The sequence below is a fragment of the Christiangramia aquimixticola genome (assembly GCF_048285835.1).
Lineage (GTDB): Bacteria > Bacteroidota > Bacteroidia > Flavobacteriales > Flavobacteriaceae > Christiangramia > Christiangramia aquimixticola.
Genome location: NZ_JBLVTL010000004.1, coordinates 174,124 through 181,455 on the forward strand (window position 1 = coordinate 174,124; position 7,332 = coordinate 181,455).

Annotated in this window: 7 protein-coding genes; 6 read left to right on the forward strand and 1 reads right to left on the reverse strand. The window is 39.4% G+C overall.

What is annotated here, in order from left to right; genetic code table 11:
* On the reverse strand, positions 1-696 hold a 696-nt coding region (locus ACNKXV_RS10005; protein ID WP_417907587.1), incomplete at its 3' end, for a pyridoxine 5'-phosphate synthase.
* A gap of 90 nt (positions 697-786) precedes the next feature.
* Between ACNKXV_RS10005 and ACNKXV_RS10010 the strand changes: the two genes are divergently transcribed.
* The 6 genes from ACNKXV_RS10010 to ACNKXV_RS10035 all read left to right on the forward strand — a co-directional run.
* Positions 787-1,443: a CBS domain-containing protein gene (locus ACNKXV_RS10010; RefSeq protein WP_417907588.1), complete on the forward strand. Its 657-nt coding sequence runs from the start codon at positions 787-789 to the stop codon at positions 1,441-1,443.
* Positions 1,444-1,445: 2 nt separating this feature from the next.
* Complete coding sequence (locus ACNKXV_RS10015; RefSeq protein ID WP_417907589.1) at positions 1,446-2,330, forward strand: NAD kinase; 885 nt, start codon at positions 1,446-1,448, stop codon at positions 2,328-2,330.
* Between the two features lie 99 nt (positions 2,331-2,429).
* Positions 2,430-3,128 carry a type IX secretion system protein PorG gene (gene porG / locus ACNKXV_RS10020; protein ID WP_417907590.1) on the forward strand — a complete coding sequence of 233 codons (699 nt, stop codon included), beginning with the start codon at positions 2,430-2,432 and terminating at the stop codon, positions 3,126-3,128.
* Complete coding sequence (locus ACNKXV_RS10025; protein ID WP_417907591.1) at positions 3,129-3,869, forward strand: isoprenyl transferase; 741 nt, start codon at positions 3,129-3,131, stop codon at positions 3,867-3,869.
* Positions 3,870-3,876: 7 nt separating this feature from the next.
* Positions 3,877-6,498, forward strand: a complete 2,622-nt coding sequence (locus ACNKXV_RS10030; RefSeq protein ID WP_417907592.1) for a BamA/OMP85 family outer membrane protein — start codon at positions 3,877-3,879, stop codon at positions 6,496-6,498.
* Positions 6,499-6,529: 31 nt separating this feature from the next.
* Positions 6,530-7,332: OmpH/Skp family outer membrane protein (locus ACNKXV_RS10035; RefSeq protein ID WP_417907593.1), on the forward strand; the 803-nt coding region annotated here is incomplete at its 3' end.

A 7,332-nucleotide genomic window follows, 5' to 3' on the forward strand; every position in this document is an offset into this window, starting at 1 on the left:
ATATTGCTGAATTGTATTTTCCAATCCCATATATAAGGCTTCTGAAATTAAGGCATGGCCTATGGAAACCTCATCGAGATAAGGCACATTCTCCTTAAAAAACTGAATATTCTTCAATGAAAGATCATGACCGGCGTTGATCCCCAGTCCTAAATCATGAGCCAGTTCGGCACATTCAGCGTAAGCTTTCGCCGCCTGCTTATCTCCTTTAGCAAAGTCAACCGCAAAAGCTTCTGTATAAAGCTCGATCCTGTCTGCCCCTGTTTTTGCTGCTCCTTCAATTATTTCTTTTCTGGGATCTACAAAGATCGAGGTTCTTATCCCGTGTGACTTGAATTCTGCGATAACCTCTTTTAAGTAATCCAGATGTTTCACAGTATCCCAGCCGGCATTGGAAGTAATGGCATCTTCGGCATCTGGCACCAAAGTAACCTGTGCGGGCTTCACCTCCAGCACAAGATCCGTAAACTGCTTGATAGGCTTCCCTTCTATATTAAATTCGGTAGTAAGCACCGGCTTAAGCTCTCTAACATCGGCATATCTAATATGTCTCTCGTCCGGTCGCGGATGCACGGTAATCCCCTGCCCACCAAACTTTTCAATATTTATTGCTGCTTCACTAAGATTGGGAACATCCCCGCCACGGGCATTCCTTAAGGTTGCGATCTTATTGATATTTACACTTAATTTAGTCATATTTCGCTCATTTTATTAACAAAAATACAAAGTGCAGCCTGCTTCAATGAATATTATTTTGATTAATTTGCAGAAAAGGATAAGAGAATTATGAGTTTGAAGGAACACATTTTAAATGACGTGGAGATCCTGAGTCTTTCTGAAAAAATTGGAGATGTTCAGAAGCTTTTCAACCAGCTCACTTACACCCATCTGCCGGTTGCAGAAAATGGGGTTTATTTGGGGTGTATTTCTGAAAATGATGTTCGTTGTTTTGAGAATGAAAAAACACTGAATGATTACCGTTATAGTCTGGAGGGATTTTATGTAAGGGAAAGCAATTACTGGCTGGACAGCCTTGAAGCTTTTGCGCAGAACAATTCCAATATCCTTCCGGTTTTAAATGAAACCAACATATATATTGGTTATGTGGAGCTTAACGAAATGATCTCCTTATTTAAAGAAACTCCTTTTTTACATGAACCGGGAAATATCCTGGTAATTGAAAAATCTTTTAAAGATTACACCCTTGGTGAAGTTAGTCAAATTGTAGAATCGAATAATGCCCATCTCCTTGGAGTTTTTATATCCAGGATCGAGAATGAGATGGCTCAAATTACTCTTAAAATTTCTCCGTCAGGCATGAATGAAATAATTCAGTCATTTAGAAGATATGGCTACCTTATAATTTCTGAGCATCAGGAAGACAATTTCAGTAAAAACTTAAAGGACAGATCTCAGTATCTGGATAAATACCTGAACATATAGTTATGAAAATAGGTATTTACGGGCAGTTTTATCACGAAAATGCAGCCTTCTATATTGGACAGCTGCTTAGCTTACTTGATCAAAAGAACGTGGAAGTTTTGATCGAGGAGAATTTTCTGGAGCTTATTCACAGTAACAATTCCATCGATAAGGACTATGAACACTTCAGCGCATTTGAAGAACTGGACAAATCCTATGATCTTTTCTTTTGTATTGGAGGAGACGGTACCATCCTGAAAAGCATTAACTACATTCGAAATCTGGAGATTCCCATTGTAGGGATCAACACCGGGAGATTAGGATTTCTTGCGACTATTCAAAAAGAACAAATTGAAAGCACCCTGGATGAGATCCTTGAAAAGAAATTCAGCTTATCGAGGCGCTCGGTTTTAACTATTGAAACGAATCCTAAAACCTACGATCCGGTATTTTCTCATGTTGCTTTAAATGAAGTGGCTGTAAGCCGAAAGAATACCACCTCCATGATCACGGTAGACACCTGGCTGGACGGGCAATTCCTAACCTCTTATTGGGCAGACGGCCTTATAATCTCTACTCCCACAGGTTCCACAGGATACTCCTTAAGTTGTGGCGGCCCGGTAATTACTCCAGATGCAGATTCTTTGGTGATTACACCTATTGCGCCACACAACCTCAACGCGAGACCCCTGGTAATTAGAGACCATACTAAAATCAAGCTTAAAGTCTCCGGGCGGGAAAACACTCATTTGGTGTCTATGGATTCCAGAATTGCAACTTTGGAAAACGATACTGAAATCATCATTTCCAAAGCTCCCTATTGCATTAACCTGGTGGAATTAACCAATGATAGTTTTTTAAATACCCTTCGAAAAAAACTATTATGGGGTGAAGACCGGCGTAATTAAGCAATAAATCTTTCCAAAACGTGTTTTACGTATGTACAAATCTGCTCAAATTATTGCAGAGCAAACAGAATTGTTATATTTGCAAACTTTTGAAAACCTATGAGGTACCTATTCGCATTTCTGGTAATGGCAATTATTACCCTTTCATCCAGCGCCCAGCAGTTCGAAATTGGAGGTTTTGCCGGAGGGGCTAATTATATTGGCGATGTAGGAAAAACCAATTATATATTGCCAAACACTCCCGTTGGAGGCCTGATTGCGAAATGGAACAGAAGTGAAAGACATTCTATTAGATTATCTTTGTTGTATGCAGAAATTTCTGCAGATGACGCAAAATCTGATGAAACCAGAAGACAGCAGCGAGGATATTCATTTAATAATACCATCGCTGAAGCTTCCTTAGGACTGGAATTTAACTTCTGGAGTTTTGACCTTACAGACCCAATGCCCCAGAGTACTCCGTATCTTTATACCGGAATAACTTATTTTAGGGCAGACCATATGTGGTTAAAAAATGGTCGGGCTGCAAATCTTGTAAACGAAGGTACCAACTGGGATTTTGCAATTCCTATGGTAATGGGTTATAAAGAATCGGTTACAAAGCATATTATTGGAGCCTTTGAAATTGGAGCCAGGTATACCATGACCGATAATCTTGACGGTAGCTGGCCCGAGGAGTATCTGGGCAGACGTGAACCAACTGCTGTATTTGGAAATAGAAATACGAACGACTGGTATGTATTTACCGGCGTAACATTAACATTTACATTTGGGCGAAAGCCGTGTTATTGCTTTTAAATGAATTATAGAGACAATTTAAACCTTGAAAAATTACCCGAGCATATTGCCATCATTATGGATGGGAATGGTCGCTGGGCTAAACAAAAAGGTTTCCTCAGAGCTTCCGGGCATAAAGAAGGCACCAAAGCAGTGAGAGACGTTGTAGAAGGCTGCGCCGAAGTTGGTGTTAAAAACCTTACGCTGTATGCTTTTTCAACCGAAAATTGGAACAGACCCAAACTGGAAGTAGACACCCTGATGAAGTTACTTGTATCCTCTCTAAGAAAGGAGATCAAGACGTTACAGGAAAACGATATCAAACTTAATTGCATTGGAAACATCGCCAGTTTACCAAAAAAAGCAAGACAGGAACTACTTGATGTTATCGAAAAAACCTCCGGCAATAGCCGAATGACCCTGACCCTCGCTTTGAGTTACGGTAGCCGGGAAGAACTTACCAGTTGCTTCAAACAAATAGCAGAGAAGATAAAAAGTGAAGAATTATCCTTAGATGCTATTGATGAATCGGTTATAAATAAGCATCTTTACACCCAAAATTTGCCGGATGTTGATCTTTTGATCAGAACAAGCGGTGAGCAACGCATTAGTAATTTCCTGTTATGGCAAATTGCTTATGCGGAATTGTATTTTACGAAAATCTTATGGCCGGACTACAGAAGAGAAGATCTATTTGAAGCCATATACAACTATCAAAACAGAGAAAGACGATTTGGAAAAACAAGTGAGCAACTCAGTTAGTGCATTCATGACAAAGAAGATTTTTATTCTTTTCGCATTTTTTTTCATTTTCAGTATAGCTGCCAAAGCACAGGATCTCCCCCTTGGAGACTCTAAAAAATATACCATTGGAGAAATAAAAGTGACCGGTACCACCACCTATAACGAGAAAACGGTCATTGCTTATACAGGATTAAAAAAGGGAGAAGAAATTTACATCCCGGGAGAGAAACTTCGTAGCATTATCAACAAATTATGGAGTCTTGATCTCTTTAGCGATATCAATTTTTACCTTACCAATGTTGACGGGAACGTAGCCGATCTGGAACTTGAGATAAAAGAAGTACCGGTACTATATCAGGTAAAATTTGATGGGGTTAAAAAGAAATCTGAACGTGACAAGCTTATAGACGAAAACGGTCTTAAACCAGGAGTTAAGGTTACCGAGAACCTTATCACAACTACCAAGAACTATATTGAGAACAAGTATAGAAAAGAAGGATATTTTAATGCAGATGTTGCCATAAGAACCAGTGAAGCCAACGATTCAGTTGGGGCTAACAAGGTTAATATGGTCGTGGATATCAACCAGGGGAACCGGGTAAAAATATCTGATATCAATTTTATTGGGAATGAAGAACTTTCAGATTCAAAGCTGAAAGGGACCATGAAGAAGACCAAGCAGAAAAACCCTTTAAGATTCTGGAAGCGATCTAAATTTGTAAGAGCAGATTATCAAACCGATAAAGCTGCGTTAATAGATAAATACAAAGAAGAAGGATTCAGAGATGCCAGAATTATATCTGACAGCCTTGTTAAAAAGGACGATGAAACCATTGCTCTTACCATCAACCTTGAAGAAGGAAACAGATACTTTGTAGGAAACATTGATTTTCTTGGGAATGCTGCTTATACAGATGATCAACTAAGCCGACTACTTGGAGTTAAAAAACGTGATGTTTATAATGGGGTTGTGATTGACGAAAGAATTCAATCCAGGGAACCAAACAAAACTTCTATTGCCAATATCTATCAAAATAACGGGTATCTATTCTCGAATATTGATCTTGTAGAGACCAATGTTTATAACGATACTATCGACTTTGAAGTAAGAATTGTAGAAGGAAAAGAAGCATACTTCGACGAAATTAGAGTAACCGGGAATACCAAAACCAAGGATCACGTGATCTACAGGGAAATGCGTACCAAACCCGGTCAAAAATACAGTCAGGAAGCGGTGGTTGCTACCATTCGTGAACTTGGAGCATTAGGATTCTTTGATGCTGAACAGTTAAATCCTGAATTTGTAGATCCAGATCCAAGAGAAGGAACTTTAAGCCTGGAATATCAGGTAGTGGAATCGGGAGCCAGCCAGATCGAACTTCAGGGAGGTTATGGTGGCGGAGGTTTCATAGGAACCCTTGGTCTTTCGTTCAACAACTTCTCTATTCAGGGGCTTTTTGACAAGGATGCTTATACTCCTGTTCCAATGGGAGATGGTCAAACCTTATCTTTAAGAGCACAGGCAAGTACTTTTTACCAAACCTATAGCCTTTCTTTTAGAGAGCCATGGCTTGGAGGAAAAAGACCGGTGAGTTTATCTACTTCGTTTAGTTATACACGTCAGTTTTTATTCGACTATGTTAACAGAGAAGCAGATAAATCAAGAAGTTTTGATATTCTTGGAGTGAATGTTGGTCTTGCAAAAAGACTTACAGACCCAGATCAATATGTGACTTTATCAAATGTTGTTGGGTTCCAGAGATATAATCTTAATAATTATAATACCGGACTCTTTACTTTTGGGAATGGTCACTCCAACAACTTATACTATAAATTGGGAATAATTAGAGACAACACTGCCTTTAACCCTATTTTCCCAACTCAGGGTTCCAAATTCGATTTTAGCGCGAAATTCACCCCTCCTTATTCGCTATGGAACGGTGTAGACTACGCAAATCTTCAGGATATGGATGAGTATCAGTTAAGAGATGATAACGGCAACCTGATCAATTATGAAGGACACCGTGTTACTCCGGAAAACTCGGTACCAGATCAGGAAAAAGTAGATCAGAAAAAATATAACTGGCTTGAATTCTACAAGATCAAACTTGCAGGAAGCTGGTATGAAACTCTGGCAAATTTTGGAGGAAACAGCAATCTTGTATTAAAAACACATGCAGAATTCGGATTCCTGGGAGCATATAACAATGAAAGAGGTGTACCGCCATTCGAAAGATTCTATTTAGGTGGTGATGGTCTTGGATCTTATAGTCTTGATGGTAGAGAAACCATTCAGTTACGTGGATATCCAAACCAGTCGGTTGTACCACTTGACCGTCCGGCTGACTCTCGTGATGACGGAGCAGTTATTTATAATAAATACTCTTTAGAGCTACGTTTCCCTATTACTTTAAAGCAGGCAGCTTCCATTTACGCTCTATCTTTCTTAGAGGCGGGAGCAACCTATGACAATTTTAGAGACTATAATCCGTTTCAGTTAAACAGATCTGCCGGTGTGGGTCTTAGAATATTCATGCCTACCTTTGGTTTACTTGGGATAGATTTTGGATATGGGTTTGATGATGTAGTGGGTCAACAAGGTCCTAACGGATGGGAAACTCACTTTATAATTGGACAACAGTTTTAATTTGGCACGATATTTTCTATATTCGATTTAAATGAAAAAAAGGATAGCTTCCATATTAACCATTTTAGCCCTGAGCCTTTCTACGGTTCAAGCTCAAAAAAGTATCAGGTTAGGTTATATAGATATGGAGTATATCCTGGAAAATGTTCCGGAATATCAGGAAGCCAGCAGGCAGCTTGATGGCCGGGTGCAGGAATGGAAAGCCGAAGCCGAAGCTAAAATGCGAAAGGTTGAGGAGATGAGATCCAAACTCAATAATGAGAAAGCACTTTTAACTAAAGAGCTTATCGAGGAAAGAGAAAGCGAGATCGCTTACATGGAGCAACAGGCTTTGGATTATCAACAAAACAGGTTTGGCCCAAAAGGTGATTATATCAACCAGAAAAAACAACTGGTTAGACCTATACAGGATCAGGTGTTTGCAGCAGTACAGCAAATAGCCGAAAACCGGAATCTGGATTTTGTTTTTGACAGAACTTCAGACATTGGTATGATCTATGCAGACAAGCAGTTTGACGTGAGCGAAATAGTTTTGCGAACAATCAAAAGAACTGCCAACCGCGAACAACTCGAAAACAAAAGCGAGGTCAAGCAATTCGAGAAAGAAGAAAACCGCACTGTGGAGCAAGACAAGGAAATCTCCAAAAGAGAAGAACTTGTAGAGCAGAAAAAATCTGAACGGGAAGCATATATAGAAGCCCGAAAGAAGGAAAGGGATTCTTTGAAGAATGCAAGACAAAAAGAATTTGAGGAAAGAAGAGCTAAAATTCTTCAGGAAAGGGAAAGAAAAAAAGACTCCCTCCTTAAAGCAAGAGAAACAAAGAAGGACACAAT

What these genes read in the sequence shown, in the direction of transcription:
- ACNKXV_RS10015 (WP_417907589.1), top strand. Translation starts at nt 1,446, where the DNA reads ATGAAAATAGGTATTTACGGGCAGTTTTATCACGAAAATGCAGCCTTC.
- ACNKXV_RS10010 (WP_417907588.1), top strand. Translation starts at nt 787, where the DNA reads ATGAGTTTGAAGGAACACATTTTAAATGACGTGGAGATCCTGAGTCTT.
- ACNKXV_RS10030 (WP_417907592.1), top strand. Translation starts at nt 3,877, where the DNA reads ATGACAAAGAAGATTTTTATTCTTTTCGCATTTTTTTTCATTTTCAGT.
- ACNKXV_RS10025 (WP_417907591.1), top strand. Translation starts at nt 3,129, where the DNA reads ATGAATTATAGAGACAATTTAAACCTTGAAAAATTACCCGAGCATATT.
- porG (WP_417907590.1), top strand. Translation starts at nt 2,430, where the DNA reads ATGAGGTACCTATTCGCATTTCTGGTAATGGCAATTATTACCCTTTCA.